Genomic DNA, 24,838 nt, shown 5'->3' with positions numbered 1-24,838 from the left:
CCTCTCCTTTTACCATCTTGTGACCCTTGTAGCCAATCAATTGATGAGAAATTGCACCTCCGCATCATATCTTGCTGAAACATGGTCACTTTACATCCAATAAACTAGCAAAATTGTAGATCTTCTGGTCAGCGCGAAAAGGCAAGTTATAATGCCTGCAATTTCATGGATGCATTATTTAACTTGGAAATGCCGATTATGACTAAATCACAGAACGTAGACCCAGCAGAAATCAAGAAATTCGAAGACATGGCGTCACGCTGGTGGGATCTAGAAGGCGAGTTTAAGCCTCTACATCAAATCAACCCACTGCGCCTAAATTACGTGCTAGAAAAGACCGAAGGTTTATTTGGTAAGAAAGTCCTCGATGTTGGCTGCGGTGGCGGCATTTTGGCTGAAAGCATGGCGGTTGAGGGCGCAGTAGTCACTGGCCTAGATATGGGTAAAGAACCGCTAGAAGTGGCACGTCTTCACGCATTGGAAACTGGCACCAAGCTCGATTACATCCAGAGCACCATCGAAGACCATGCAGAACAGAATCCACAAACTTACGATGTGGTGACATGTATGGAAATGCTAGAGCACGTTCCTGATCCACAATCTGTGATTAGTGCATGTTCAAAATTAGTGAAACCGGGTGGTCACGTGTTCTTCTCTACCTTGAACCGTAACTTCAAATCTTACCTGTTCGCTATTGTTGGTGCAGAAAAGCTACTTAAGATTGTTCCTGAGGGCACTCATGAGCACGAGAAGTTCATTCGCCCTGCAGAACTTATCAAGATGGTCGATAACACTCCGCTGCAAGAACTAGGGATTACAGGGCTGTACTACAATCCTCTTACGGACACTTATCGTTTAGGCACAAATGTAGACGTAAACTACATCGTCCACACGCAAAACTTTGGCTAAAAAATATCGGTAGCCCTACCGTAAAACCTTTTGTAAAAAAGACGAATGAAAAGAGTTGCAATTACCATAACTTTGCGACTTTTTTCAGTCTAAATTTCGTGCGCTAGCTTCCATTTTGACCACCTCGATTTAAATTTAATCGCCTAAAATCAATCGCCCATTTTGGCCAAAGATCAAGGAATTTTTTTTTATGGGCGTGCAAAAATAAAGCATCATTAAAAGCCGACTTTTATACAATCAAGTCACATATAACCTCATCAGTTAGTGGTCACTTACAGTTTTTTTTCAATCCACCACTTATCCACAAGCAACCCCATTTCTTTACCTTGAAAAATATCAGTTGTAGCACTATCTTGTAACCCAACAAACAAATGACCCCTATATGTTGTGTTTGAACTACAATGTATGGGTAGACCAAGATCACAAAGCCGAAACGTAATTTACAAAAATTACACAGAAATACACAAAAACACGGCCTTGTTCAGTTTTGTTAGGGAAATTAAGCAGAATGAACCAACAACTTACTGTTACCAAGCGTAACGGGCGCAAAGAAACGATCGATCTAGAGAAGATCCATCGCGTGATTACATGGGCAGCTGAAGGCTTGCACAATGTTTCTGTATCACAAGTAGAATTGAAAGCTCACATTCAGTTTTACGATGGCATCACCACTACTGACATTCATGAAACTATCATCAAGTCAGCAGCGGATTTAATCTCTGAAGAGACTCCTGATTACCAATATCTAGCAGCACGTCTGTCTGTATTCCACCTACGTAAAAAAGCGTACGGCGAATACGAGCCGCCTGCACTGTATGACCACGTTGCAAAACTGGTTGATATGGGTAAATACGATAGCCACCTTATGGAAGATTACACGAAAGCTGAATTCGAAGAGCTTGACGAGTACATCGACCACAAACGTGACTTAGACTTCTCTTACGCAGCGGTTAAGCAGCTCGAAGGTAAATACTTCGTGCAAAACCGTGTAACGAAAGAAATCTACGAGAGTGCTCAGTTCCTTTACATTTTAGTTGCTGCGTGTCTATTCGCTAAATACCCGAAATCGACTCGTCTTGACTACATCAAACGTTTTTACGACGCATCGTCTACGTTTAAGATTTCTCTACCTACACCGATCATGTCTGGTGTACGTACGCCTACTCGTCAATTCAGTTCTTGTGTACTGATCGAGTGTGGTGACAGCCTTGATTCAATCAACGCGACAGCAAGCTCAATTGTTCGTTACGTATCTCAACGTGCTGGTATTGGTATCAACGCAGGTCGTATCCGTGCGCTTGGTTCTGAAATCCGTAATGGTGAAGCGTTCCACACAGGCTGTATCCCTTTCTACAAATACTTCCAAACAGCAGTAAAATGTTGTTCTCAAGGTGGTGTTCGTGGCGGTGCAGCAACGGTATTCTACCCACTATGGCACGGTGAAGTTCAGTCTCTATTAGTACTGAAAAACAACCGCGGCGTTGAAGAGAACCGAGTTCGTCACATGGATTACGGCGTACAGCTGAACAAGCTTATGTACTCTCGCCTAGTTCAGGGTGGCAACATCAGCCTGTTCTCACCTTCAGACGTACCTGGCCTTTACGATGCGTTCTTCGAAAACCAAGACCGTTTTGAAGAGCTATACGTTAAGTACGAAAACGATCCTTCAGTGAAGCGTGAAACGGTTAAAGCCGTTGAGCTTTTCTCTCTGCTAATGCAAGAGCGTGCTTCTACTGGTCGTATCTACATTCAGAACGTTGACCACTGTAATACACACAGCCCGTTTGATTCTGAAGTAGCACCTGTTCGTCAATCGAACCTATGTCTAGAAATCGCGCTTCCTACTAAGCCACTTTCTAACGTAGAAGATGACGAAGGCGAAATTGCACTATGTACGCTTTCAGCATTCAACCTTGGCGCAATCAATGAACTGGACGACCTAGCAGAGCTTTCTGAGCTGGTTGTTCGTGCTCTAGATGCACTGCTTGATTACCAAGACTACCCGCTTCCAGCTGCATACAAGTCGACAATGAACCGTCGTACTTTAGGTGTAGGTGTAATCAACTACGCATACTACCTAGCGAAGAATGGTGTTAAGTACTCTGATGGCAGCGCGAATGGCCTGACTCACCGTACTTTTGAAGCAATTCAATACCACTTGCTAAAAGCATCTGTTGAACTAGCGAAAGAGCAAGGCCGTTGCCCATCTTTCCACGAGACCAACTACGCGAAAGGCCTACTGCCAATCGATACTTACAAAAAAGATATCGACTTAGTATGTGAAGAGCCACTGCACTACGATTGGGATTCTCTACGTGAAGAGATCATGGAGCACGGTCTGCGTAACTCTACGCTAACAGCGCTTATGCCTTCTGAGACATCGTCTCAAATCTCGAACGCGACTAACGGTATCGAGCCACCACGTGGTTACGTATCAGTGAAAGCATCGAAAGACGGCATCCTTAAGCAAGTGGTTCCAGATTTCCTAAATCTTAAAGAGAACTACGAGCTACTTTGGAACATTGGTTCTAACGATGGTTACCTACACCTAGTGGGTATCATGCAAAAATTCGTTGACCAAGCTATCTCTGCAAACACTAACTATGACCCAAGTGTTTACGACAGCGGTAAAGTACCAATGAAGAAGCTGCTTCAAGACCTACTAACAGCGTACAAGTACGGTGTTAAGACGCTTTACTACCATAACACTCGTGATGGTGCTAAAGACGACCAAGGCGATGCAGTTCAAGTGCCGGAAGAAGATTGTGAAGGCGGCGGTTGTAAGATCTAAACCGCAATAAACATTAAGACCCCAGAGAAGAGTTATCTTCTCTGGGTTTAAAGCATTAACAGGGTCCGTTTTATTACGGGTCTTTAAAGGATTTGAGGCATTTATGGCTTACAGTACTTTTTCTCAGCAAAAAAATGACCAACTAAAAGAACCAATGTTCTTGGGTCAGTCGGTAAACGTTGCACGTTACGACCAACAAAAATTCGAAATCTTCGAAAAGCTTATCGAGAAGCAGCTTTCTTTCTTCTGGCGTCCAGAAGAAGTAGACGTGTCTAGCGACCGTATCGACTACAACAAGCTTCCAGAGCATGAAAAGCACATCTTCATCTCTAACCTGAAGTACCAAACGCTTCTAGATTCAATCCAAGGCCGCAGCCCTAACGTTGCCCTACTTCCTTTGGTATCACTGCCAGAAGTTGAAACTTGGATTGAGACTTGGTCATTCTCTGAAACGATTCACTCTCGTTCATACACGCACATCATCCGTAACATTGTGAATGATCCAGGCGTAGTATTCGACGATATCGTTGAGAACGAAGAGATCCTGAAACGTGCGAAAGACATCGCGTTTTACTACGATGATTTGATCAAGCTGACGGCTGACTACCACCGCTACGGTGAAGGCAACCACAACATCAACGGCGAAGACGTTAAGATTTCACTTCATGACCTGAAGAAGAAGCTTTACGTATGCCTAATGTCTGTAAATGCACTGGAAGCGATTCGTTTCTACGTAAGCTTTGCATGTTCATTTGCATTCGCAGAGCGTGAGCTAATGGAAGGTAACGCGAAGATCATCAAGCTAATCGCTCGTGATGAAGCCCTTCACCTTACTGGTACACAGCACATGATCAACTTGCTACGCAATGGTCAAGATGATTTTGAATTCATGCAGATCGCTGAAGAGTGTAAGCAAGAGTGTTTCGACCTATTCAAAGAAGCGGCTGAGCAAGAGAAAGAGTGGGCAGAATACCTATTCAAAGATGGCTCTATGATTGGTCTGAACAAAGACATTCTTTGCCAATACGTTGAGTACATTACCAACATCCGTATGCAGGCTGTTGGCCTAGGTACGGCTTACCCAGCAGCAACGTCGAACCCAATTCCATGGATCAACGCTTGGTTGTCTTCAGATAACGTTCAAGTTGCTCCACAAGAAGCAGAAATCAGTTCTTACCTAGTTGGCCAAATCGACAACGAAGTAAAAGCTGACGACTTTGAAGGATTTGAGCTGTAATGCCAACAATCAAAATCAACAAACTGACTTCAATTGAATCTAACCCTTCAAACACTCTGTTGGAAACAATGGAACAAGCTGGGTTAGAGCCAGAATACAACTGCCGAGATGGTCACTGTGGCGCTTGCCGCTGCACGTTGGATTCTGGTGAGGTCGAGTACGTTGGTTTTGCTATGGCTTACACGCAAGGTAATGAGATATTGCCTTGTATCTGTAAAGCAAAGACTGAGCTATCGCTGAGTAACGTTATTCATAGAAACAAGCAAAAACGCGCATAAGCCAGCTGGCTTTAGGTCACTTTGTTCGAATATCGTCAATAAGAATCAAAAAAGGGTCCGCTTCCTTTAGGAATGCGGACCCTTTTCTATTTATGTCTTTAGGTATCTAAAGCGACTCGTCTATCACTCAACCAAATCTTCCTGTTGGCTTGTGTCATACAAAGCCAAACGTTTATTGCTGAGTCAGGTTAAGAGTCACAGAGCCAATATAACAAGCGCTTCGGCACTCTCCACAGCCGTTACACTTATCTTTGTCCACTGTAGGCAACTCTCCTACTTCGATGTGTATTGCACCAGCTGAACACGCCGTTTGGCATGCTGAACAGTCCATTTGCATGTAATTATTGCAGCTATCCGCAAAGCTCGGCTTGAGGTCGATATAAGGCGTGACCGTTGGATGAAGTGCGCCGGTCGGACACACTTCAGTGCATTTGTTACACATAGAACAACTGTTGTAATCCAAATTCAGCAGCGCACTGCCCTCTAGCATCTCAATAACGCTATTTGGACACGATTGTTCACACAATCCACAACCGTCGCAAAGACGCTCAAACAGCACCTCATCGACCGCTCTTGGCGGTCTTGCATGCAAGCGCTGTGATATCTCTTCATAATTCGCGGCTGCTTTAACCGGTTTAGAAAGTCGAGTTAAGAAACCGCGTCTATTTGAATTTATTTGTTCAGACATTAGTCGATATATAACTTTTTAGTAGCAACGTTTAAATTATATTCAGATATTAAGTACTTAAACCAATCTATTACATCAACCGATAGCTTTTTATAAAAAGATAACTCTGATGCTTTATTTAGTTTTTCTAAATAAACAGAAGACCAAGTTAATAAGTGACCCTCAAGTAATTCACCGGCTGAATTAATATTATTATTTTCTAACAAATACGCATGAGCGAATAACATTAAACCAAATTGATCTTCCGGCTCTCTTAACCCAGTGTCTAATTCAATCTGATTCAATTCTAAAAACTGGCGATACTCAACCGTAGAAGCACCAAACACAACGCGGTCTTTATCTAGGTACACAGAACCCCAAGGCGGAGCTGGCATGTCTCCAACGCCTTCAAACAGGCAGCTGAACTCTGCTGCGAGCGCATCTTCGTCTTCGCTTCTTAATGCCTGCAAGCATTCTTCAGAGAGTACTTCGCTCTCAACCAAAGCTTCGACAATGGTGATTAACTGTTCTTTACTTGTCGCTTGATAAAATAGCGAACCCAACAATTTATGCGTATCGATAATCATTATTATTTATACCGTTATAGGTTTAAAGATAATTATATTAATTAACTCATTTCATTCTTTGATCTATTTTATACATTCAATTCATAAACTTTAAATTCCACACTTATTTGATGCCAATCAATCAATAATTCGAAATAAATACATAAAGAACAAACTACCTATAAAGTGCTCGCTATCAATAGCAAAAGGCATCTTAGAATGACGAATAAGAAAGAATCTGGGGTAATGAATCTTACTCGAAGAGGCTTCATGAAAGCTTCCTCTGCAGTAGGTAGTGCAGCTGCACTTGCGGGCGGTATTGCATTACCTTTCAAATCCAAACCAGTAGCGGCTGCAGTTGCTGAAAATGTGGATGAGAAAATCGTATGGAGTGCATGTACAGTAAACTGTGGCTCTCGCTGCCCACTGCGTATGCATGTACAAAACGGTGAAATCAAATACGTAGAAACAGACAACACAGGCACTGACGAATACGGTCATCACCAAGTTCGTGCGTGTCTACGTGGTCGCTCGATGCGCCGCCGTGTTTATAACCCAGATCGCCTAAAGTACCCAATGAAACGTGTGGGTAAACGTGGTGAAGGTAAGTTTAAGCGTATTAGCTGGGAAGAGGCTTATGATGAAGTCGCTGGCACCATGCAACGCCTTATCAAAGACTACGGTAACGACACTATCTACCTAAACTACGGTACAGGTACGCTGGGCGGCACGGTTACTAAATCTTGGCCACCAGCTCAAACGCTGATTGCTCGTCTAATGAACCTAAGTGGTGGTTACTTAAACCATTACGGTGACTACTCAACAGCGCAAATCACGAAAGGCTTGAGCTACACCTACGGCGGTTGGGCAAACAACAACTCTTTCTCTGATTTAGAGAACACTAAACTTAACATTCAGTTTGGTAACAACCCTGCTGAGACGCGTATGTCTGGTGGCGGCCAGATCCACCACTACGTTGAAAGCAAAAACAAATCAAACGCAAGAACGATCATCATCGACCCGCGCTACACCGATACTGCCGGTGGCCGTGAAGATCAATGGATCCCAATTCGTCCTTCTACAGATGCGGCATTGGTAGCGGGTCTTGCACACGTGATGATCACTGAAGACCTTGTCGACCAACCGTTCCTAGACAAATACTGTGTCGGTTACGATGAGAAGACCCTTCCTGCATCAGCGCCTAAAAACAGCGACTACAAATCTTACATCCTAGGTTTAGGTGAAGATGGCGTAGAGAAGACACCAGAATGGGCTTCTAAGATCACGGGTATTCCAGTTGACACCATCGTTAAGCTTGGCCGTGAAATGGGCACAGCGAAACCATGTGCGATTCACCAAGGTTGGGGCTTACAACGCACTGCGAACGGTGAACTAGCGTGTCGTGCAATCGCGATGCTGTCACTGCTCACTGGCTCTGTGGGCGTATCAGGCGGTTCAACCGGCGCTCGTGAAAGCGACATCAACATTCCATTTGTCCGCTTCCCTACTGTGCCAAACCCAGTTGAAACGTCTATTTCAATGTTCATGTGGACAGACGCGATTTACCGTCACCATGAAATGACCGACATCACTGATGGTGTTCGCGGTGCAGAGCGCCTTAAGAACCCAATCAAGATGATCTGGAACTACGCAGGTAACTGCATCATTAACCAACACTCAGACATCAACAAGACTCACGCGATTCTTCAAGATGAAAGTGCGTGTGAAATGATTGTCGTGGTTGATAACCATATGACGTCTTCAGCGAAGTACGCCGATATCATCCTGCCAGACTTAACAACGTCTGAGCAAGACGACTGGTGTATGGACGGTAAAGCGGCGAACATGCCTTACTTCATCTACGCGCAGAAAGCGATTGAGCCTCAGTTTGAAGCGAAATCTATCTACGAGATGTGTACTCAGCTTGCGAAACGAATGGGCGTAGAAAAAGAGTTCACCGAAGGCCGTACTCAAGAGCAATGGATTGAGCACCTTTACGCAGAAACTCGTAAGAACGATCCAACACTGCCAACCTTCGAAGAGATGAAAGAGCTGGGTATCTACAAACGTAGCTACGACCACCACTACATCGCTTATGAAGATTTCCGTAAAGATCCTGAAGCGAACCCACTGACCACACCAAGTGGCAAGATCGAGATCTACTCAGAGCAACTGGCTGATATCGCGAAGACTTGGAAGCTGAAAGAAGACGAAGTGATTCACCCACTTCCGATTTACGCGGACTCTTTCGAAGGTCATAACGACCCACTAGCAGAGAAGTACCCACTTCAGCTAACCGGTTTCCACTACAAGGCTCGTACTCACTCGACTTACGGCAACGTTGCAGAAATCAAAGCAGCAGCACCGCAAGAGTTGTGGATCAACCCAATCGATGCAAAAGAACGTGGTATTGAAAGCGGCGACATGGTGAGTATTTTCAACGACCGTGGCGAAGTACATATTCCAGCGAAAGTGACACCTAGGATTCTTCCTCGAGTTGTGGCACTAGGCGAAGGTGCATGGTACGCACCAGATGGTCAGAAGATCGACCATGCAGGCTCTATCAACGTGCTGACGACTCAGCGCCCGAGCCCACTTGCTAAGGGTAACCCTCAGCATACAAACCTAGTTCAAATCAAAGCGCTAAAGAAAGCATAAGGTAGGTTGGAATGAAACAATACGGCTTTTACATTGATTCAAGTAAATGCACGGGTTGTAAAACCTGTCAGCTTGCTTGTAAAGATTATAACGATCTAGACATCAAAACGAACTACCGTCGCGTATACGAATATGCCGGTGGTGGCTTCACTCAAGATGGTGATACCTGGGTTCAGAAAGATGTCTTTTCTTACTACCTATCTATCGCTTGTAACCACTGTACTAACCCAGCGTGTGTGAAAGTGTGTCCTTCGGGCGCAATGCACAAACGTGATGAAGACGGTTTGGTTGTGGTTGATGAGAGCGTATGTATTGGTTGTCAGCACTGTAGCAATGCGTGTCCTTACGGCGCACCACAATACAATGCTAAGAAAGGTCATATGACGAAATGCGATGGTTGTTACCAACGTGTTTCTGAAGGCAAACAGCCTATCTGTGTTGAGTCTTGCCCACTTCGTGCATTGGAGTTTGGTGAAATCAATACACTTCGCGAGAAGTACGGCTCTGGTGCGGATGTGGCTCCACTGCCATCTTCAACAGAAACGCTACCAAACATCGTGATTAAGCTGAACAAAAACGCGAAGCCGACTGGCGATACCAGCGGTCACCTAGCAAACCCGAAGGAGGTGTAAGATGATTTTTCATGAGTGGTCTTTAATCTTCTTTACGGTGCTGGCGCAAACTGCGGTTGGTGGTTACTTACTGATTGGCGCACGTGCACTGGTACTTGGTCATGACGAAGAGAAGCTGAACAGCTACAAGGTTCCAATGTTTATCCTATGGGTACTGATGGGTCTTGGCTTCATGTTCTCGACAACGCACCTTGGCTCTCCACTGCGCGCGTTTAACGCTTTTAATCAGCTAGGTTCGGCTTGGTTGTCTAACGAAGTGTTCTTCGGTGCGGCATTCTTCGCTGTCGGTGGCCTGCAATGGTTACTGTCGGTAGTCAAGAAAGGTGGCGTTGCTATCCAGAAAGCACTGATGGTTGGCGCGATGGTACTGGGTGTTATCTTCATGTACGCGATGATCAACGTATACATGATCAACACAGTACCGACGTGGGACAACATCTACACACCACTGAGCTTCATCATGACGATGGTTGTGGGTGGCTTGCTGTTATCTCAGTTCGTGATTGTATTCGCAAACGACAGCCGCTTTACGGTTGACCGTAACATCACCATGTTGGCTGTTATCGCTGTTGCTATCAGCTTGCTTGTGACAGTAGGAAAACTGAACCTAATCGGAGACATCCAAACTTCAGCGGCAAAAGCGTCTGAGTTAGTCGATGGTTTAGGTAGCTATGTGATTCTTCAAGTGGCACTGCTAATGGCAAGCTTGTTGATTTGGATTCTACCTATGCTGAACAAAGCAAAAGTGAACCCAGTTAACCTTGGCTTAGCACTAGTATTGTTCTTGGCTTCAGAGTTAATCGGCCGTGGTTTGTTCTACAGCCTACATATGACAAGCGGTTTGTAATCGAGTTCTTACAGACATGAGTTGCGTGTAAACATCGCTGCTTGTTTGGTTATCTAGAAGGCTAGATAAACAAAAGGCCCAACACCTATTTAGATGTTGGGCCTTTTTATTTCGTTTTTTCTAGCGTTTTTAATACAGACTTAGCGAGTTCGCTTACATCGTTAGCTTACATAGCTACTTAATGATAGCCGCTGGAATAAACATGTCTTTTAATCGCTTAACCGAAGAATAAGTACCAAACATCGGTTTGTTATCTAAATGCCTTCTCAGCATATCGGCGGCAACGGTCTTAATCACGTTGCGTTGGTCTTCACGCGAGTACTGACGATAAAACTCAAGTACCTGCCCCCACTCGCCTGCTTCAGTCGACAATGCAACGCTGAATGTGTTGCCTTCCAGCTTACCAGTCACCAAAGCCAATTCAGTTCCGCACTTATCTCTTGTTGCTCCAGCCAGCGCAAAGGTCGCGGCTAATGGATCGCTCTTTTCAAGTTCGCTCTCTTTTGGCTCAGCCATCACCCATGAGTGTCCGAAGCAATCTTCTATCTGCTCATTCAATTGCAGCCACGCTGACAGTGAACCTTTGGTCGACACTTCAGACACAGATAACGTCTTCTTTTTTTCCGCCATGATGTGTCCAATATGGTCAATCATCGGCTCATCAACACTAACGACATTACTCTCTAGCAGCTTGTAAACCATCTGCAGAAGCTTAACGCGAGTTTCTAAGTCTGCCTTAGGACCAAACAGTTTGACCTCAATGAACGGCAGATAAGAGCGATAACCAAGTTCATAACCTTCTGGCAGCTTTAGTTGATCCAAAACATCAGAGATACCGGACTCAGACAAACCAAACGTAAACAGTCGACTGCATTCAGAGGCAACCACTTGAGGGTAGGTACACGACAAGTCAGGAAGAATCTCAAACGTCACCATGCGCTTGAATTCACTTGGTACACCCGGCGTGAAATAGAAAGTCGCATCGTTAATTTTCAGTTTGAAGCCACAAGCCGTCCCCACAGGGTTATCGACAATCTCTGAACTCGCAGGTAACAAAGCTTGTTTAAGGTTGCTGTCTGGCATTGGCATGCCACGTCCAGAGAACATCTCTTCCATACGAGCAAGCCATTCAGGGAACATGACGAGTTTCTGCTCGGAAGCAGCTGCAGCGGCGGCAGCACTCATATCATCGGTTGTCGGGCCTAAACCACCATTAACGATAACCACATCATAGTTAAAGCTCAGCATCAGCAGTTCTTCAACAAGAGCATTCATTTGATCACCCACAGTTGAGCGCTTAGCAAGCGCAAAACCATGCTGATAAAACTCAGCAGACATCCAAGCTGCGTTTGTATCTACAATGTCTCCATGAAGAACTTCTTCACCTGTGCTTAACATTGCGATTTTCGTCATATTTCTATCCCTTGTTGTCATAAAAAGACACTGCATTATTTACAAACTGGTCTATGGTTGAATTTGGAGCAATTCGCCTTTTCACTAATATTAATAATGTTAAACCTAAGGTTTTCTTAGGAAAAGCGATAAATTATTAGTTCCCTAAATCAGGCATTTAATAGATAATTGTGACCCTGATCAATTCCAAACTTTCTCATGGAGACCCTTGTGGCCAAATCACCGTTACTAGCAAAGGTTACTGCCGCATTTTCAATGCTAATGTCAGTTAACTCGGTTGCAAGCCAATACGACTTCGACCAGCCAATCAACCTTTCTTACTCGGATGAATGTGCTCAAGATTACTGTTTTAATGACAACTTGTACACCTACAAGCCTAGTACCAATTACGCACTGAGCGAGTCGAGTGATGAGTACGACTTCTCAATCCAACAACCAAAACACATGTTGGTGAGTCAGGAGAAAGATTGGGATTACCTAATGGGTCAAACCTACACCATTCTTGGCTTGAGTGTCGCGACAGTGGGTCTAATGACTCTGCTCCCTGAAAGTATTACTAAGTGGGATGATGACCAACGTGATATCAGCTCATTAGGTAAAAAGTGGAAAGATAACGTTTCTGCTGGTCCAACATGGGACCGTGACGAACACTTCCTAAACTACGTAATGCACCCATATTTCGGTGGTGTTTACTACACCGCAGCTCGACACGCAGGTTACGACGAGTTTGAGTCATTCTTATACTCTTGGACTATGTCGACGTTCTTCTGGGAATACGGCGTAGAAGCGTTTGCAGAAGTACCTTCATGGCAAGATCTCTTCATCACACCTTTCTTCGGTGCGGTTGTCGGTGAAATGATGCTAGAAGCAGAGCAGGATATCATTGCTTCAGGTGGCGAAGTGATGGGCTCTCAAACCATGGGTGATGTGTCGCTATTCTTCCTTAACCCTGTTGGACACATTCACTACTGGGTAAGTGACGCATGGGGCGGTGATGCAGAAGTTAACCTGAATACTAACCCTTGGTGGGATAACCAAGACGCTGCACGTTTTGCTTACGATGCTGGCGCACCATACGACTCTCAGTTTGTTGGTATGAACTTCAAAGTAACGTTCTAATTCGTCTCTAGTACTACTCAATATAAGTTATTGAATATAAGTTGCTGAATCATCAATCACAGTGACAACTCTTCTAAAAAGCGGCTCTCTAGCCGCTTTTTTTGTGCCCTACTCTTCATTCTCTTTTTTTGCATCGAAGCTTAGTTTCAAAAATTGACCTAGGTCAAACATTGTTCGATGTAACCTTCTACACTGAAATTAAAGAACTTTATCGCGTGATATCAAACATTTAATTAGCAAAGAATAATTGAAACCTTGGGGGCTGATATGAACAGTACATTTATCGTAAACTTTATCGGAAAAGCATCACCAGCAACAATCAAACAGCTTGCTGCGGTTACTCACGAAAACGACGGCAAATGGCTCATCAGTAAAGTGAACTTTATTGAAGACCAAGTCGCAGGCGTACTAAAGGTTCAACTTCCAGCCATCAACGAATCGATTGTAAAAGAAGCGTTCAGCGCCAATCCAGATCTCATCGTGCAGTTTGTCGATTCCGATCATACACACAATGTTCAAGACACGGTCCATCACTTGAGACTCGACTCTAACGACCGAGCAGGTATCGTCAACGAAGTGACTCATGTATTGGATAGACAAGGAATCAGTATTCTCGATATGGATTGTCACCGCGTCTTTATCGCTGGTGGTGGCGGTGTTAGCTCAAGTCTATTCACATCAAAAATCGCCGTTAAGCTGCCAATCGAAGTACAGATCGACGACGTAGTTAATGAACTCGAAACGCTCAGTGAAGATACTCGTGTGATGATTGAAAGCTAAATAAACAAAATTAAAGAACAAAAAAGAGCAGCTCATTAGCTGCTCTTTGTATTGCTCTGAGCTTGTAATTCAGTTACTTAACTGACCATTGTGATAATGAGCGTTTGAAGTCTTCATAGCCGAATTCATTTAGCTTCTGAACTTCACCACTGCTACGTTCACAGTAGATTGAAGGCATTTTAAGGCCATTGAACCAGTTCAATTTCACCATTGTGTAACCCGCGCTGTCTAACAGATGCAGCTTTTGACCAATCTTAAGTGGCTCATCAAAGCTCGCTTCGCAGAACTGATCGCCCGCAAGACATGAACACGAACCAATCACGTAGTCATGGCTGCCTGTTTCTGATGCTTCCAATACTGATGCGGGCTCATTGTAGATAAGCGTGTCAAGGCGGTGCGCCTCAGTCGCTGAATCCACAATCGCTGTTTTCTTCACGTTCTCAACAATATCGACCACTGTCACAACTAGGTCGGTTGTTTTAGTGATGATCGCTTCACCCGGCTCAAGGTACATCTGCACGCCGTGTTTCTCAGAGAAGGCTTTCAGCGCAAGACCAAGCTTTTCGATGTCATAGCCAGGCCATGTAAAGAACACACCACCGCCCATGCTCACCCAATCCAAATTATCTAAGTGCTCGCCAAACTGTTCTGAGATTGAATCAAGTAGGCCGATAAAGGCATCAACGTCTTTGTTCTCACAGTTCATGTGGAACATCACACCATTAATCTCATCGAAGATCTCTGGTTTGATGTGGTCAGCTTGCACGCCCAAACGCGAGAATTGACGTGCTGGATTCGCCAAGTCTTGCCCTGCGTAGCTCACGCCCGGATTTAAACGTAAACCCAGTGAAGCTTTACCTTCAACAATATGACGGTAAGCAGCAAGTTGGCTTTGAGAGTTGAAGATCATCTTGTCGCAGATGTCAGCAACCTCTCTCACGTCATCTTCACTGTAGCCCACACTGTAAGCATGAGTTTCACCGCCAAAAGTTTCGTGACCTAATTTCACTTCATAAGGGCCAGAACTAGTAGTACCGTCTAGGTACGGTTTGATGATGTCAAACACGCCCCAAGTCGAGAAGCACTTAAGCGCAAGTACCAATTTCACACCTGAAATCTCTTTCAGTTGCTTGGCTTTTTCTAAGTTCGCAATCAACTTGTCTTCGTTGATCATGAAATATGGGGTTTTTAGTTCTTCTTTCTTAAACGTCATTTTTGTAAACACTCAAGCAGCATCTATAGATGGAAAGGTAAATTAACAATTTTGGTGTGATTTATTTTGATTTTGTCCTGTCCGAGCGCAGTGAGTTACAAAATCAAAATAAATGATACCAAAGCTTCAAGGCTATCATCATCGAAAAGGGAACAATCCATGTCCCCTTTAATTAGCAATCAAAACAAGAAATCAGTTCTTATTTTTTCAGCTCATGAATCACTGGAAGACCTTGGCCTGCTTCAAGCTCTTGAACATGCCAATCTAGACCAATTTCCGGCATAGTTGCTAGGAACGGATCTGGATTTAGCTGTTCCATGTTGAACACGCCTTTATCAGCCCATTCGCCACGGAAGAACTGTAGTGCAGCGGTAATTGCTGGAACACCAGTTGTGTAAGAGATCGCTTGGTGCTCTACGTCTTCGTAAGCCACTTCGTGGTCTGCGTTATTGTAGATGAATACGCTACGCTCTTTACCATCTTTCTTACCTTGAACCCAAGTACCGATACACGTTAAACCAGTGTAACCCGGAGCTAGAGATGTTGGATCCGGTAGTAGTGCTTTAAGAACATGCAGAGGCTGAACCACAGTACCATCGTGCAGTGTTAGCGGATCTGGGCTAAGAAGACCGATATCACGCATGCAGTTGAAGTAGTTCAAGTATGCATCACCAAAGCCCATCCAAAATTCGATACGCTTAGCTGGGATGAACTCTTTCATTGAACGAACTTCATCGTGCGCCATTGAGTAAACTTTGTGAGAACCACAGTTCGGGAATTCAAACTCAAGCATACGAGAGTGACAAGGTACTTGTTTCCACTCTTCATTTTCCCAGTAGAAAGAGTCACCTTGGATCTCAAGCATGTTGGTTTCTGGGTCAAAGTTTGTCGCAAACTTCTTGCCGTGGTCACCAGCATTCACATCCATTACATCAATTGAGTCAATCTCATCGAACAAGTGCTTAACCGCGTATGCAGCAAAGATTGATACCACACCTGGATCGAAACCAGCACCAAGAATACCTGTGATGCCTGCTTCAGCGAACTTCTCACGGTAGCCCCACTGCCAGTCGTAAGCTTGTGGTACTTGTTGACCTTCAGAACATAGGTCAACCGCAACCGATGTATCTAGGTAAGAGACTTTAGTTTGGTAACACGCTTCCATGATCGCCATGTTTACCCAAGGAGGACCAGCGTTGATCACTAGATCCGGCTGAACTTCTTTAATCAAAGCAACAAGCGCATCAACATCATCAGCGTCTACTGAACGTGCTTCTAGTTTCTTAGTTGAATCTTTAAGGTTGTTTTTGCCCTTGATAGATTCGATGATTTTTTCACACTTCGCGATTGTGCGAGAAGCGATTGTGATATCACCCAGTACTTCGTTATTTTGTGCTGCTTTGTGTGCAACAACCCAACCAACGCCGCCTGCACCAATTTGTAGAATAGCCATAGTATTAATTACCCTTGTTGTTCTGCTAGCTCAGTGGCTAGAGTTTGAATTTTGTTAATTAGAGATTTGAAATCTGATGTCTTTAGGCACGGATTCAAGATAGTGAATTTAAGCGCACTCTTATCATCCACGACCGTTTCACCGAGTACTGCAACACCACGAGTCAGCGCTTCCAGTCTTAGCGTTTGATTCAATTTGTCTAAATCTAGCTCGCCGTTTGCTGACGGCTTAGATCGGAACAGCACTGTTGATAGTGACGGCTCTGCGAGTAGCTCTAAGTCAGCTTGGTTTTGAATCAGGTCTGCCACTTCTAGCGTTTGCTCAAGAAGATGGTCGTACATATCACCCAACTGCTTTGGTCCAACGCTTTGCATCGTCATGAAGACTTTCAATGCATCGAAACGCTTGGTGGTCGCAATAGACTTATCGACTAGATTTGGCAGTTCATCGTGTTCGCGGTTTAGGTAATCTGCGTGATGTAGAAGGTACTTAAAGTTCGCTTTGTCTTTCAACAATACCGCGCCGCAGCTGATTGTTTGATAGAACAATTTGTGGAAATCGACACTCACAGAGTCCGCTTTTTCGATGCCTTGTAAGCGAGCCTTGTGGCTACTCAAGATAAGCGCGCCACCGTAAGCACTGTCGACATGGAACCAAAGGCCTTGTTGGCTTGCGAGGTCTGCAATCGCATCAAGGTCGTCGATAGCACCGTGATCGGTTGTACCCGCCGTACCGACAACAGCAAAAGGAATCAACCCTTGTGCTTTAAGCGCTTTCACTTCTGCATCTAACAAATCAGGCTTGATAGTGCCGTTTGCATTGGTGTCAACACAGCACACTGCCGCTTCGCCTAGCCCTAGTAGAGAGGCTGACTTTTGAACCGTGAAGTGAGATTTCTTTGAACATAAGATACGCAGCTTGCTCGCGTATTCTGGTAAGCCAAGCTTTTGGATTGAGTGACCATTGTGCTTATCCGCAACCCAGTCTCTCGCAAGCAATAAACCCATTAGGTTACTTTGCGTGCCACCGCTAGTGAAAACACCGTCAGCTTGTGCGCCAAGTTGGTATTTGTCACACATCCAATCCACGACGCGCTGCTCAACATAAGTCGCAGCCGATGCTTGGTCCCATGAATCCATTGATTGATTCAATGCCGCGATAATCGATTCCGCTGCTACCGAAGCCATAAGAGGAGGAGTGTGAAGGTGTGCAATGCAATCTGGGTGTTGCACGAAGATGGAGTTTGCAGCGACAAGGTCTGCAGTACTATCTACAACATCAACCAAAGCGTGTTGATTGTTATCAAGGTCGACAGCATTGATAGCTGCTTCTAGCACTTTTGGATCTAAACCCGAATAAGGGGTTTCAACCTGTTCAAAAACCGCTTTCATCGCTTGAGTGGTTTGGTTCATCACGTTAGCAAATTCGTCGCTACCGCCTAAACCTGTATGGATGAAATGCTTGTTCCATTCTTGGTTTGCTTGTTCGCTTGAAGCTGGGTCTTGTTGTAAGCCACCACCAGCTGCGATGATCGCTTCTTCCATTACGCGGAGTGCAAAGTCAATCTGCTCAAAAGAGATAATCATTGGCGGAAGGAAACGAATTACCGAGCCATCACGACCACCCTTTTCAACCATCAAGCCACGCTCTAACGCTGCTCGTTGAATCGCTAGGGTTAGTTCGCCGTCTGATTGTGGTTCGCCAAACTTGTTAAGCTCACCATTTGGTTGTTTGATCTCAGCACCGAGCATCAGGCCTTTACCACGAACTTCAGCAATACAGCTAACGCGTGATTGAATCTTCTCAAGCCCGTGACGTAAATATTGGCCTGCGATGTTCGCGTGCTCAACTAAGCCATCTCGTTCGATGATCTCCAACGCCTTAGCGCCAGAGACCATTGCTAATTGGTTACCACGGAATGTACCGGTGTGCTCACCCGCTTTCCATGTATCAATGCTCTTATCGAACACAAGCAGCGACATAGGCAGTCCGCCACCAATCGCTTTAGATAAACATAAGATATCTGGATTAACACCAGACTCTTCAAACGCAAATCGATGGCCAGTTTTGCCCACACCACACTGAATCTCATCAAAAATCAGTAGGATGCCGTGCTCATCACAGATGCGACGTAGGCCTTGTAACCAAGATGCTGGAGCAGGAATCACACCGCCCTCACCTTGCACAGGCTCAACGATCATCGCCGCCGGTTTCATGATGCCAGACTCGTCATCATTCAACATACGTTCGATGTAACGAATGCTCGCGTTAGCACCCGCTTCACCACCAATACCAAACGGGCAGCGTAGGTTGTATGGGAAAGGCATGAAGTGCACATCAGACATCAAGCCGCTACGACGCTCTTTAGTGCCGAGGTTACCCATCATACCCATGGTGCCGTTCGTCATACCATGGTAAGCACCACGGAAAGCAAACATGGTGTTGCGACCTGTGGTTTGCTTGGCGAGCTTGATCGCCGCTTCCACAGCGTCAGCGCCAGATGGGCCACAGAATTGAAGAACCGAGTTATTTGAAAAGTCTTGAGGAAGAAAAGCTTTAACTCGTTTGATAAACGTCTCTTTTGCTTGAGTCGTGATATCAAGTGTTTGGTATGGCAAACCAGAATCGAGTTGGTCTTTAAGTGCTTGGTTAATCTCAGGGTGGTTGTAACCCAGAGAAAGTGTACCTGCACCGGCTAAGCAATCGAGAAAGAGTTGGCCACGAGTATCTTCAACTAAAGCGCCACATGCTCGTTTAATAGCAATAGGCAGGCGTCTTGGGTAAGAGCGAACATCCGACTCATGCTGTTCTTGCTCTAGCAAAATAGCGTCAGGTGTTAGGTCGTACGTTCCCTCTAAGATAGGAACCATAGTTGAAAATGAATTTGCGATAGTATTGATATCGACTTCAAAGGCGGTAGTCATAAAAGTCCCCTTGAATGTGTTCATACTCACCTCCATCAGACGCAATTACCCACCAACTCTCGTTAAATTTGGAGAGAGTTCATAGTGAAGTACACGTATTGTCTAGAAATGAGATATAGCTGTACGCTCGCATAAGTCAAATGACGAATACGAAATTAAGCCGTCTTAAGACAGCGATAAATTGTTAGCGTGAGCTCAAGGTTCAGTAATGCTACTGTTTTGAAGAATTGGACATTTTTGCAGGATCGGGCAGCTATGAGGAGCTGGTCCCTTTGGAAATGCAGAGCTGATTAGCAATGTTGTAATTAGTGTGTTCAATGTTGGGTTTCCCATTAACATGACGAACTGCGCCATAAGTATCCCGTCTATCAGCTAAAGGACTAGCCAATACCTACCCTACGTAATGTCCCAATCAGCAAGAATGGTCACTACGCGTATCCCCCAGAAGCAATCGTTGCTCTTCTTGAACATTTTCATTCCGAGATTGCGCGGGAAAGTAACATAAAGTGAAATGAACGATCAATAGTTTTTAGTAATAGCTTGATAAATAGCAGCGGTGGCTAAGCAATTGCTGTAAATATCGTCACACTATCGTTTGGAAAAGAGATCCCCGGTTCATTCGTTCCTCATACCCGAGGATGACGACGTGGGGTTATAAACGTTGCTAGAGAAGCTTTTAGGTCATGGCGTCACTCCCTAGAGCGAGGTATGAATTCATAGAGAACCCCTTACAACATGTCATTGTATTGCTTTATTCAAGAAACTATCTGATGCAATAGATTAAACTGAAGTTAATCAGCAAGCGGCAAGAGATCCCCGGTTCGCTCGTTCCTCACGCCCGAGGATGACGACGTGGATTTATAAACGTTACTAGAGAGACTTTGAGGTCATACCGTCTTTCCGTCATTCCGTCATTCCGTCATTCCCTAGCACGAGGAACGAGTTCATAGGGAATCTCGCTTTTAAAAACTAACTTGATTGCAAAATTTGAAACAGAGATAGAAATGAATGTTGAGTGCGGATTCGAACAAGAAGAGTTCTTAAACGTAAAAGCTAAACGTCAGAAACCAAAAAGCCCGAACATTTCTGTTCGGGCTTCTTAATTTGGAGCGATACATCGGGTTCGAACCGATGACCTCAACCTTGGCAAGGTTGCGCTCTACCAACTGAGCTAGTATCGCATTTGCTTTATCGAGATAAAGACTTTAATAGATGGTGCCCCGGGCCGGACTTGAACCGGCACAGCGCGAACGCCGAGGGATTTTAAATCCCTTGTGTCTACCAATTCCACCACCAGGGCACGCAATTCTTTATTGCGATGCCGATTACTGAAAAGTAAAACACCATCTTAATGCTGACGCCAATCAACATTACAAAATTTGGAGCGATACATCGGGTTCGAACCGATGACCTCAACCTTGGCAAGGTTGCGCTCTACCAACTGAGCTAGTATCGCATTTTCATTCAAATTCTTTCTAGAAGAAAGAGATAATGGAGGCGCCTCCCGGAGTCGAACCGAGGTCCACGGATTTGCAATCCGCTGCATAGCCACTCTGCCAAGGCGCCTTAGTAACTCCAATCGAATCGCTCATTGCCATCCTCTTGGGTACGGGATGCATTCTACGGATTCAGACGATTGAGTCAATATTATTTTTGTATTTTTAATTCGTTTGAATAGATTTCATACGAAACAGGCCAAATAGCTGACTTTATGTTCAAAACACACTGTGAGCGGGTTATTCAAAGGAGATCTATATCACATTAGATATCCACTATTGATAACTTAACCTTAGGTTAAAGATCAAAAAAGCGAGCCTCAGCTCGCTTCTTCATCAATGATGTTTTTCGTCTAACAAATCGTCTTTGGCAGCCATCAAGTATTGTGCCATTGACCAGTAAGTAAGTACGGTTGCGACATAGAGCGCAATGTATCCGACCCATACCATCCAATCGTCATAGCGCCAGATAAGTACCCAAAGGGCGAACATCTGAGAAACCGTTTTGACTTTACCAACCCAAGATACCGCAACACTTGCGCGTTTACCGATTTCAGCCATCCATTCACGAAGCGCTGAAATGATGATCTCACGAGCAATCATGGTCACGGCTGGAATAGTTATCCAAATAGAGTGGTAATGCTCTGTAATCAGGATAAGAGCCGTAGCGACCAACACTTTGTCAGCCACAGGGTCAATGAAGGCACCGAAGCGAGACGTTTGCCCTAACTTACGAGCTAGCATGCCATCTAGCCAATCAGTGAAACCGGCTACCCAAAACACCATCGCAGCAGCGAAAGGAGCCCATTGATAAGGTAGATAGAAAACGACAACGAATACTGGGATCAAAAATAGTCTCAGTAAGGACAAAATGTTAGGTATATTCAAACGCATATTATTGGGCTCTTATTAATTGCGCTTTAATGGTGCGGGATTTTTACTATTGTTTCAATGCTTGATAAATGTTTTCTGCCAAAGAATGACTAATGCCCGGCACTTTGGCTATTTCTTCGACAGTTGCACGCTTAAGTTCTTGTAAGCCACCCATATATTTCAGCAAAGCTTGACGACGTTTAGGTCCTACCCCTTCAATTCCTTCCAAAGCACTGGTTCTGCGCGTTTTACCACGTTTCGCCCTGTGCCCTGCAATCGCATGATTATGGCTCTCATCACGAATGTGCTGGATAAGATGCAGCGCTGGTGCATCGCTAGGTAAATTAAACTCTTCACCTTCAAGGGTTACCAAAGTTTCTAAACCCGGTTTACGCGTCACACCTTTCGCAATACCCATCATTCTTGGTCTAAACGGCCAATCACCCCAATATTGAGAAATGATCTCATGAGCGCGGTTTAGCTGACCTTTACCACCATCGATAAAGATGATGTCTGGGATCTTGTCGACATCGAGTTGCTTCGAATAACGTCTCTCAAGCGCCTGAGCCATCGCTGCATAATCATCGCCACCTGTAATGCCGGTGATGTTGTAACGACGGTACTCTGGTTTAACCGGGCCTTCTTGATTGAACACCACACACGACGCAATCGTGCTTTCACCCATGGTATGACTGATATCAAAACATTCCATGCGCTTGATAGCATCCATCGACAGCACTTCTTGGAGCTCTTTGAAGCGCTGATTAATCGTCATCTTGTGATTAATCTTGGTGGTAATAGCCGTCAATGCATTGGTATTAGACAATTTAAGGTAACGACCTCGAGTACCTGAAGGGTTGGTATTGAAGTGAATCTTACGACCCGCTACTTCACACAAGGCTTCTTGAATCGGTGTGACATCTTCCATCAAATCGGCATTGAGAATCAAACGGGTTGGGATGGTTCTCGCTTCACTATGCGCAAGATAGTATTGGCTTAAAAAGCTCGAAAAGACCTCTTCTCGCACCGTATTGTTGGGAATTTTAGGGAAATGGCTTCTACTACCTAAAACCTTGCCTTGGCGAATCATCAAGATATGAATACACGCTACGCCATTCTCTTGAGCAAATCCCAACACGTCCATATCTTCCATTGAATCGTCAGATACGTATTGTTGTTCTTGCACACGTCGAATCGCTTGGATTTGATCACGGAAAGCGGCAGCTTGTTCAAAACGAAGCTCACGGCTTGCCTTGTCCATTTTGTCGATGAGCGTCTCAAGGACTAATTTGTCTTTCCCTTGCAGGAACAGACGAACGTAGTCGATAAGTTCACTGTACTCTTCATCAGAGATGATTGAGCTAACACATGGCGCAGCACAACGACCAATCTGATACATCAAACACGGGCGCGTTCTATTGGCATAAACCGTATCTTCACACTGGCGGGCAGGGAAAATCTTTTGGATTAGGTGTAGCGTCTCACGCACAGCGCCGGAATCAGGGTAAGGACCAAAGTATTCGCCCTTTTTCTTCTTAGCACCACGGTGCATCGACAAACGAGGATGCTTGTGACCGCTAATAAAAATATAAGGGTACGACTTATCATCACGCAAAAGTACGTTGTATTTAGGCAAGTACTGCTTGATGTAGTTGTGCTCAAGAATGAGCGCTTCTGTTTCCGTGTGCGTTACAGTGACATCGATCTTGTCAATATTACTAACTAGAGCGCGTGTTTTTTCACTGTCGACTTTTTTACGGAAATAACTGGAAAGGCGTTTTTTGAGGTTCTTAGCTTTACCGACGTAAATAACGGCAGCCTCGGCGTTATACATTCGATAAACGCCGGGCTGCTCTGTTACTGTCTTGAGGAATGAGACTGAGTCAAACAAGTTGGTCACTATACGATCTCAGTGTTAAAGGGTCTCAGTGTCTAACATTCCATGTCTAATCGCTAAATGCGTCAGCTCTACATCGCCACTGATATCCAGCTTACTGAACAAGCGGTAGCGGTAACTGTTGACTGTTTTAGGACTTAGATTGAGTTGTTCTGAAATATCCGTCACTTTCTGACCTTTGGTAATCATCATCATGATTTGAAGTTCACGTTCAGATAAGTCTGCGAATGGATTTTCAGACGCAGGCGAGAATTGGCTCAAAGCCATCTGCTGCGCAATTTCTGGTGAAATGTATCGTTGGCCACTATTAACCACTCGAATTGCATTTACCATTTCATCCGGACCTGCCCCTTTAGTAAGGTAACCAGCAGCTCCAGCTTGCATCACTTTAGTTGGAAACGGATTTTCCGTATGAACAGTTAAAACGATGATTTTAACATCAGGGTTGAAACGCAAGATCTTCTTGGTTGCTTCTAAGCCACCAATACCAGGCATATTCATATCCATCAAAATAACGTCAGTATTGTTAGTACGACACCATTTTGCAGCATCTTCACCGCTTTCAGCTTCCCCTGCTACGTTCATTCCACGGACGTCTTCAATAATACGTCGTATCCCTGTGCGAACCAGCTCGTGATCATCTACAAGGAAAACATTTATCAAACTTGTATCTCCACACTATTAATTGGCTCTGCAACCACTGTGTCATTTCATCTGTTTGAAACAATTGAACAAAGGAACAGTGGATCGCAGCATTGAGTACATCTTAACTTAATTACTAAAAGAAAGCTCTGTTGAATATGTGCTGAAACACGAACTTTAGCAAGTACTTATTAACAAATAAGCTAACTAAAACAACAAGCTTTTTCTAAAAATCAACCAGTTAAAACAACACCCAATAAAATTACATAAGATAAAGATATTTTCAATACCATTGAATAACCATTCGCGACAATTTCACTTATTTGCTTATAGAGTCCCGTTATTTGCCTCTACTAACTAGAATTTAGTTAGTATTTTTACTGCCTTTTGTGCGCAGAGGGTCGCTAGATGGTAGTATTCGATTCCCCATTTCAATAGGTTAC

General features: G+C 44.5%; 18 protein-coding genes and 4 tRNA genes. 9 read left to right on the top strand and 13 right to left on the bottom strand.

What is annotated here, in order from left to right; translation table 11 throughout:
- The first annotated feature begins 165 nt into the window (after positions 1-165).
- From ubiG to yfaE, 4 genes are all read left to right on the top strand, one after another.
- On the top strand, positions 166-909 hold the full coding sequence (gene ubiG / locus AB4351_RS07925; protein WP_372125588.1) for a bifunctional 2-polyprenyl-6-hydroxyphenol methylase/3-demethylubiquinol 3-O-methyltransferase UbiG: 744 nt from the start codon (positions 166-168) through the stop codon (positions 907-909).
- A gap of 508 nt (positions 910-1,417) precedes the next feature.
- A complete protein-coding gene (nrdA, locus tag AB4351_RS07920; RefSeq protein WP_017060992.1) occupies positions 1,418-3,700 on the top strand; it encodes a class 1a ribonucleoside-diphosphate reductase subunit alpha in 2,283 nt (760 codons plus the stop codon).
- Positions 3,701-3,803: 103 nt separating this feature from the next.
- Positions 3,804-4,937: a class Ia ribonucleoside-diphosphate reductase subunit beta gene (gene nrdB, locus AB4351_RS07915; RefSeq protein ID WP_372104694.1), complete on the top strand. Its 1,134-nt coding sequence runs from the start codon at positions 3,804-3,806 to the stop codon at positions 4,935-4,937.
- Entirely contained in the window at positions 4,937-5,215 is a 279-nt protein-coding gene (gene yfaE / locus AB4351_RS07910) for a class I ribonucleotide reductase maintenance protein YfaE (RefSeq protein ID WP_010438115.1), read from the top strand. Before nrdB ends, yfaE begins: the two co-directional genes overlap by 1 nt.
- 172 nt (positions 5,216-5,387) lie before the next feature.
- Here the strand turns inward: yfaE and napF are convergent, their stop codons facing one another.
- Positions 5,388-5,903 (bottom strand): ferredoxin-type protein NapF, encoded by a 516-nt coding sequence (gene napF / locus AB4351_RS07905; RefSeq protein WP_017060994.1) that lies wholly within the window; start codon positions 5,901-5,903, stop codon positions 5,388-5,390.
- Entirely contained in the window at positions 5,903-6,469 is a 567-nt protein-coding gene (locus tag AB4351_RS07900) for a molecular chaperone TorD family protein (protein ID WP_372125586.1), read from the bottom strand. The genes napF and AB4351_RS07900 overlap by 1 nt, the downstream gene beginning before the upstream one ends.
- A 198-nt stretch (positions 6,470-6,667) precedes the next feature.
- Here AB4351_RS07900 and AB4351_RS07895 point away from each other — a divergent pair, with 198 nt between their 5' ends.
- The 3 genes from AB4351_RS07895 to AB4351_RS07885 are packed head-to-tail and all read left to right on the top strand — an operon-like array spanning position 6,668 to position 10,585.
- Entirely contained in the window at positions 6,668-9,106 is a 2,439-nt protein-coding gene (locus AB4351_RS07895; protein ID WP_017060996.1) for a DmsA/YnfE/YnfF family dimethyl sulfoxide reductase, read from the top strand.
- A gap of 11 nt (positions 9,107-9,117) precedes the next feature.
- Positions 9,118-9,738, top strand: a complete 621-nt coding sequence (locus tag AB4351_RS07890; RefSeq protein ID WP_004733360.1) for a DMSO/selenate family reductase complex B subunit — start codon at positions 9,118-9,120, stop codon at positions 9,736-9,738.
- Position 9,739: 1 nt separating this feature from the next.
- Complete coding sequence (locus tag AB4351_RS07885) at positions 9,740-10,585, top strand: DmsC/YnfH family molybdoenzyme membrane anchor subunit (protein WP_017060997.1); 846 nt, start codon at positions 9,740-9,742, stop codon at positions 10,583-10,585.
- Positions 10,586-10,759: 174 nt separating this feature from the next.
- Here the strand turns inward: AB4351_RS07885 and AB4351_RS07880 are convergent, their stop codons facing one another.
- Complete coding sequence (locus AB4351_RS07880; protein WP_017069172.1) at positions 10,760-11,998, bottom strand: CinA family nicotinamide mononucleotide deamidase-related protein; 1,239 nt, start codon at positions 11,996-11,998, stop codon at positions 10,760-10,762.
- Between the two features lie 210 nt (positions 11,999-12,208).
- Between AB4351_RS07880 and AB4351_RS07875 the strand changes: the two genes are divergently transcribed.
- Both AB4351_RS07875 and AB4351_RS07870 read left to right on the top strand, forming a co-directional pair.
- Entirely contained in the window at positions 12,209-13,117 is a 909-nt protein-coding gene (locus AB4351_RS07875) for a DUF3943 domain-containing protein (protein ID WP_017069173.1), read from the top strand.
- 267 nt (positions 13,118-13,384) lie between these two features.
- Entirely contained in the window at positions 13,385-13,897 is a 513-nt protein-coding gene (locus AB4351_RS07870) for a glycine cleavage system protein R (RefSeq protein ID WP_017061000.1), read from the top strand.
- A 73-nt stretch (positions 13,898-13,970) separates the two neighbouring features.
- On the opposite strand, the gene nspC is transcribed toward AB4351_RS07870, so the two are convergent.
- The 10 genes from nspC to uvrY all read right to left on the bottom strand — a co-directional run bounded on the left by nspC (position 13,971) and on the right by uvrY (position 24,416).
- Positions 13,971-15,110 (bottom strand): carboxynorspermidine decarboxylase, encoded by a 1,140-nt coding sequence (gene nspC, locus AB4351_RS07865; RefSeq protein WP_372125584.1) that lies wholly within the window; start codon positions 15,108-15,110, stop codon positions 13,971-13,973.
- Positions 15,111-15,309: 199 nt separating this feature from the next.
- Entirely contained in the window at positions 15,310-16,563 is a 1,254-nt protein-coding gene (locus AB4351_RS07860; RefSeq protein WP_017069176.1) for a carboxynorspermidine synthase, read from the bottom strand.
- Positions 16,564-16,571: 8 nt separating this feature from the next.
- Entirely contained in the window at positions 16,572-19,511 is a 2,940-nt protein-coding gene (locus AB4351_RS07855) for a pyridoxal phosphate-dependent class III aminotransferase (RefSeq protein WP_372125582.1), read from the bottom strand.
- A gap of 1,081 nt (positions 19,512-20,592) precedes the next feature.
- Positions 20,593-20,668: transfer RNA gene (locus AB4351_RS07850), tRNA-Gly, on the bottom strand.
- Positions 20,669-20,700: 32 nt separating this feature from the next.
- Positions 20,701-20,787 (bottom strand) — tRNA-Leu (locus AB4351_RS07845).
- Positions 20,788-20,867: 80 nt separating this feature from the next.
- Positions 20,868-20,943: transfer RNA gene (locus AB4351_RS07840), tRNA-Gly, on the bottom strand.
- Between the two features lie 36 nt (positions 20,944-20,979).
- A tRNA-Cys gene (locus AB4351_RS07835) sits at positions 20,980-21,053 on the bottom strand.
- A gap of 266 nt (positions 21,054-21,319) precedes the next feature.
- A complete protein-coding gene (gene pgsA / locus AB4351_RS07830; RefSeq protein WP_017061490.1) occupies positions 21,320-21,877 on the bottom strand; it encodes a CDP-diacylglycerol--glycerol-3-phosphate 3-phosphatidyltransferase in 558 nt (185 codons plus the stop codon).
- 46 nt (positions 21,878-21,923) lie between these two features.
- On the bottom strand, positions 21,924-23,756 hold the full coding sequence (gene uvrC, locus AB4351_RS07825; RefSeq protein ID WP_029235668.1) for an excinuclease ABC subunit UvrC: 1,833 nt from the start codon (positions 23,754-23,756) through the stop codon (positions 21,924-21,926).
- A gap of 15 nt (positions 23,757-23,771) precedes the next feature.
- Positions 23,772-24,416: a UvrY/SirA/GacA family response regulator transcription factor gene (gene uvrY, locus AB4351_RS07820; protein ID WP_004729778.1), complete on the bottom strand. Its 645-nt coding sequence runs from the start codon at positions 24,414-24,416 to the stop codon at positions 23,772-23,774.
- Positions 24,417-24,838: the final 422 nt, after the last annotated feature.

This window comes from Vibrio sp. 10N.261.51.F11, assembly GCF_041471665.1.
GTDB classification, from domain to species: Bacteria; Pseudomonadota; Gammaproteobacteria; order Enterobacterales; family Vibrionaceae; genus Vibrio; species Vibrio crassostreae_C.
Note: the sequence above shows the minus strand (reverse complement) of the source record. Positions and strands in the feature narration are given on the sequence as shown.

Excerpts from the sequence above, each read along its gene's own strand:
- ubiG (WP_372125588.1), top strand. The coding sequence starts at position 166 with ATGGATGCATTATTTAACTTGGAAATGCCGATTATGACTAAATCACAG.
- nrdA (WP_017060992.1), top strand. The coding sequence starts at position 1,418 with ATGAACCAACAACTTACTGTTACCAAGCGTAACGGGCGCAAAGAAACG.
- nrdB (WP_372104694.1), top strand. The coding sequence starts at position 3,804 with ATGGCTTACAGTACTTTTTCTCAGCAAAAAAATGACCAACTAAAAGAA.
- yfaE (WP_010438115.1), top strand. The coding sequence starts at position 4,937 with ATGCCAACAATCAAAATCAACAAACTGACTTCAATTGAATCTAACCCT.
- napF (WP_017060994.1), bottom strand. The coding sequence starts at position 5,903 with ATGTCTGAACAAATAAATTCAAATAGACGCGGTTTCTTAACTCGACTT.
- AB4351_RS07900 (WP_372125586.1), bottom strand. The coding sequence starts at position 6,469 with ATGATTATCGATACGCATAAATTGTTGGGTTCGCTATTTTATCAAGCG.
- AB4351_RS07895 (WP_017060996.1), top strand. The coding sequence starts at position 6,668 with ATGACGAATAAGAAAGAATCTGGGGTAATGAATCTTACTCGAAGAGGC.
- AB4351_RS07890 (WP_004733360.1), top strand. The coding sequence starts at position 9,118 with ATGAAACAATACGGCTTTTACATTGATTCAAGTAAATGCACGGGTTGT.
- AB4351_RS07885 (WP_017060997.1), top strand. The coding sequence starts at position 9,740 with ATGATTTTTCATGAGTGGTCTTTAATCTTCTTTACGGTGCTGGCGCAA.
- AB4351_RS07880 (WP_017069172.1), bottom strand. The coding sequence starts at position 11,998 with ATGACGAAAATCGCAATGTTAAGCACAGGTGAAGAAGTTCTTCATGGA.
- AB4351_RS07870 (WP_017061000.1), top strand. The coding sequence starts at position 13,385 with ATGAACAGTACATTTATCGTAAACTTTATCGGAAAAGCATCACCAGCA.
- nspC (WP_372125584.1), bottom strand. The coding sequence starts at position 15,110 with ATGACGTTTAAGAAAGAAGAACTAAAAACCCCATATTTCATGATCAAC.
- AB4351_RS07860 (WP_017069176.1), bottom strand. The coding sequence starts at position 16,563 with ATGGCTATTCTACAAATTGGTGCAGGCGGCGTTGGTTGGGTTGTTGCA.
- AB4351_RS07855 (WP_372125582.1), bottom strand. The coding sequence starts at position 19,511 with ATGAACACATTCAAGGGGACTTTTATGACTACCGCCTTTGAAGTCGAT.
- pgsA (WP_017061490.1), bottom strand. The coding sequence starts at position 21,877 with ATGCGTTTGAATATACCTAACATTTTGTCCTTACTGAGACTATTTTTG.